This is a genomic window from Mycobacterium sp. (assembly GCF_035499775.1).
Classification (GTDB): domain Bacteria; phylum Actinomycetota; class Actinomycetes; order Mycobacteriales; family Mycobacteriaceae; genus Mycobacterium.
Genome location: NZ_DATJYB010000618.1, coordinates 1 through 2,750 on the forward strand (window position 1 = coordinate 1; position 2,750 = coordinate 2,750).

Below are 2,750 nucleotides of genomic sequence, written 5' to 3' on the forward strand. Positions count from 1 at the left end.
TACCTCGCCGGCATCCCGACCGCCCTACCCGACATCCGCAAAGGCATCCGAACCAAGGCCGTCTGAGCCGGCCCGTTTCGCGGGCATTCCTCCCTGAGGCATCGATCAATTTTCGCGGGCATCTTGATTTGAGGCATTACGCCCGAACCAGATCCCGGCCAACCCATTTTCCTGACCACCGACCCGACCGGCTGGCGACGCGCTCGCCTGCCAATTGGAACGCTGATGTACCACGCCGATCGCACGCGTCAGCAAACGAACTTGCCTCCGAACCTTGCAGAGACGCGCCAGTTGATCAGGCCACAGCCATCCCGGCAATCAGCGCCCCTCCCCTTCCACATCTCAACCGATGCGCTGCTGCGTATCGGGAGGAATACGACGGAAACGAATATGGCGGGTTACCAGTAGTGAATTGGTTTTTCGCATGTAATGCGCGAATACGTCGGCGTGTGATACTGCCCCCCGCTGTGCAGTAACTTGCGTTGGCACACTCGACGACGTTGGTTGGCCGGCCGCGAAGACAACCCGGCGGCTTTGGCCGCCGGTCCGGGTGGGATGCGTTCCTTGCGAACGGTGTGGCCGCCCGGTGACCGCTTCTTTCGGACGACCGATATGCCTACCATATCTATGGTAGGATGATGGTATGCGTACTACCATCGATAAGGCTGGACGCTTGGTGATCCCAAAGTCGCTCCGTGAGCAGTCGGGCATTACTGCGGGGGAAGTGGAGATCTCGGTCGACGGGGCTGCTATCCGGATTGAGAGCGTGGCGGCCGACGAACTCGACGAAAGGGACGGGCTTCTCCTGCTGCCCAGCGGTGGGCCGGAGCTTGACGACGACTCGGTCAGGCAGTTGCGGCTTGGCGCCCAACGCTGAACATGTGCTTGTTGACACCAGTGCGGCCCTCGCACTGGCGCAGCGCGAGAACCCATTTCACCGGGCAGCAAGAGCTAGGCTCCTGGCGTGCCGTCGGGGGATGTCTGGGCATGCTGCCGTGGAGCTGTTGTCGCTCCTCACCCGGTTGCCGCCGCCACAGCGCCTTAGTCCGGCCGCCGCGTTCCGCCTAGAGGTGACGAATTTTCCGGATTCTCGCTTCCTGTCGGCAACGGACACGGCGGACCTATTACGGGAGTTCGTCGACGCGGGCTTGGCCGGTGGCGCGCTCTACGACGGTCTGGTCGGCGCAGCTGCACGCGAGCATAAGTTGCCGCTCATCACATGCGACAGGCGGGCCGAGCCTACGTATCGGGCACTGGGCGTCACCTACGAGCTGCTGTCGCCGGTCAAGTAGTAGGTTCCGCTGGACCCTCCATCGGGGCCTCTGATCGCGTTTGCATTTCGTCATAGCACGTCCCACATCTCGTGTCCGCGCTCGGTGAGGATCAGGGTGCGCTTGCGGCCGTTCGGTCGGATGGGGTTGACGCGCAATGAGCCCAGCCTGGTCGAGCTTGTCCGCCTCCAAGCTCACGGTGGACGGGTCGCATCCCAGCCTGCTGGCGATGTCGCGAAAGGTTGCGGGCTGCTTACTGGTCGCGAGCACCCACAAGGTGTCTGCGACCGAACTGGGCGCATCGAATTCGCGCAGCGTGGTGGCGACGATCGACTTCGGTCCAGAAGGCCGGCGGCTCGGTGCGCGGACCCCAACTCCACGGATTGAACCATACGGCTCATTCGCCGGCATCCCGCCCAGACGACCGAATATGGCTGATATCGAACACTATCCGGAGTTCCCCGGGCTTGACACGATCCTGGGCGACATGAAACTCGAACCGGCATGACCTTCGCGTTCGAGCCCAGTTGCGGCTTCGGTCGTCACCTTGTGACGGTCGGTGGAACGGTCATCGTCGGCGAAGACGGCCCGGAAGAACTCAATCCGTATACATCCCGCATCCTGCGAGCGCACGAAGAACGCAACGCCGTCTGACCGTTGGTGGGTCTCGGGGCGGTCGAGCCTCAGTGCGCAGTCGCCTCTAGGTGCAAGGATATTGCCCGTTGAGCACACAATTCGACGGTGGCGAGTAGGTACCGATCAGCACGCCCCTTAGACCACCTGTGGCTGACCCACCGGGGGCAATGCTGCGATTCCAATTCGCGGGGGTGAGAACAAAGTGCGTGCCAGATTGGGTAATGGTGCTATTCCACGTGTGCGAGACGGATTGTCCCACCGGCATGTCGAATTCAAGCTTCCAATCGGAGAGCGGCACCATGCTCGAGTTGGTGATGGCGAAGTGCGCGATGAAACCGGTCTGCCACGTATGTTCCACCGACAGCGTCGCCGTGGCTGCAGCCGCATGAGCTGCGGGGGCGACGGCGAGTCCGAGGATGGCGGCCACCACTGCCGACAAGGCTACGTGAAGCGCTGTGCACCAGCGCTTCACGTAATTGTTCAGTCCGGCCATGGCAGCCAACACTATAGCCAAGCAGGCGATATCGGCCCTCGCATCGCGGGTAAGCTGCAGTACCTTTGCTCAACTGAAACCATCATGAAATTTCAGCCTCGATCCAGCCTGAACCAGCCGCCGGTGATCGTCATCGAATTCGTCAAGTTCCGAGCCGTGGTCCTCAACGTCGCTCACGACGTGGCTCCTGTGTGTTCTCAACTCGGCAGCCTTCCATAAACACAAGTAGTCGAGTACTCGTGCCGTGCCCGACGTTGTCTACAAAGGTTCGCTGTGCAGACATCTACGTTCTGGCCGTGCCCTACCCGACAAAGAGCCCAAGTTATGAAGATCGCATTCGCTGGCCAAGC

General features: G+C 61.5%; 5 protein-coding genes and 1 pseudogene. 4 read left to right on the plus strand and 2 right to left on the minus strand.

Features of this window, described 5'->3' with window-relative positions:
• The first annotated feature begins 643 nt into the window (after positions 1–643).
• Positions 644–877: an AbrB/MazE/SpoVT family DNA-binding domain-containing protein gene (locus tag VML93_RS37130; protein ID WP_325618650.1), complete on the plus strand. Its 234-nt coding sequence runs from the start codon at positions 644–646 to the stop codon at positions 875–877.
• A 4-nt stretch (positions 878–881) separates the two neighbouring features.
• Positions 882–1,223: pseudogene (locus VML93_RS37135) on the plus strand (type II toxin-antitoxin system VapC family toxin); the annotation flags it as partial.
• Here VML93_RS37135 and VML93_RS38810 read toward each other — a convergent pair.
• The gene (locus VML93_RS38810) at positions 1,125–1,541 is read right to left on the minus strand and encodes a MarR family transcriptional regulator (RefSeq protein WP_414686546.1); all 417 of its coding nucleotides are present in this window, start codon (positions 1,539–1,541) and stop codon (positions 1,125–1,127) included. The pseudogene VML93_RS37135 and the gene VML93_RS38810 sit on opposite strands and share 99 nt — an antisense overlap.
• Here VML93_RS38810 and VML93_RS37140 point away from each other — a divergent pair.
• Both VML93_RS37140 and VML93_RS37145 read left to right on the plus strand, forming a co-directional pair.
• The gene (locus VML93_RS37140; RefSeq protein WP_325618654.1) at positions 1,429–1,779 is read left to right on the plus strand and encodes a hypothetical protein; all 351 of its coding nucleotides are present in this window, start codon (positions 1,429–1,431) and stop codon (positions 1,777–1,779) included. The genes VML93_RS38810 and VML93_RS37140 overlap by 113 nt on opposite strands.
• Entirely contained in the window at positions 1,776–1,925 is a 150-nt protein-coding gene (locus VML93_RS37145) for a hypothetical protein (RefSeq protein ID WP_325618656.1), read from the plus strand. The genes VML93_RS37140 and VML93_RS37145 overlap by 4 nt, the downstream gene beginning before the upstream one ends.
• 46 nt (positions 1,926–1,971) lie before the next feature.
• Here the strand turns inward: VML93_RS37145 and VML93_RS37150 are convergent, their stop codons facing one another.
• Entirely contained in the window at positions 1,972–2,400 is a 429-nt protein-coding gene (locus VML93_RS37150) for a cellulose-binding domain-containing protein (protein WP_325618658.1), read from the minus strand.
• Between the last annotated feature and the right edge of the window lie 350 nt (positions 2,401–2,750).

What these genes read in the sequence shown, in the direction of transcription:
- VML93_RS37140 (WP_325618654.1), top strand. Translation starts at nt 1,429, where the DNA reads ATGAGCCCAGCCTGGTCGAGCTTGTCCGCCTCCAAGCTCACGGTGGAC.
- VML93_RS37130 (WP_325618650.1), top strand. Translation starts at nt 644, where the DNA reads ATGCGTACTACCATCGATAAGGCTGGACGCTTGGTGATCCCAAAGTCG.
- VML93_RS37145 (WP_325618656.1), top strand. Translation starts at nt 1,776, where the DNA reads ATGACCTTCGCGTTCGAGCCCAGTTGCGGCTTCGGTCGTCACCTTGTG.
- VML93_RS37150 (WP_325618658.1), bottom strand. Translation starts at nt 2,400, where the DNA reads ATGGCCGGACTGAACAATTACGTGAAGCGCTGGTGCACAGCGCTTCAC.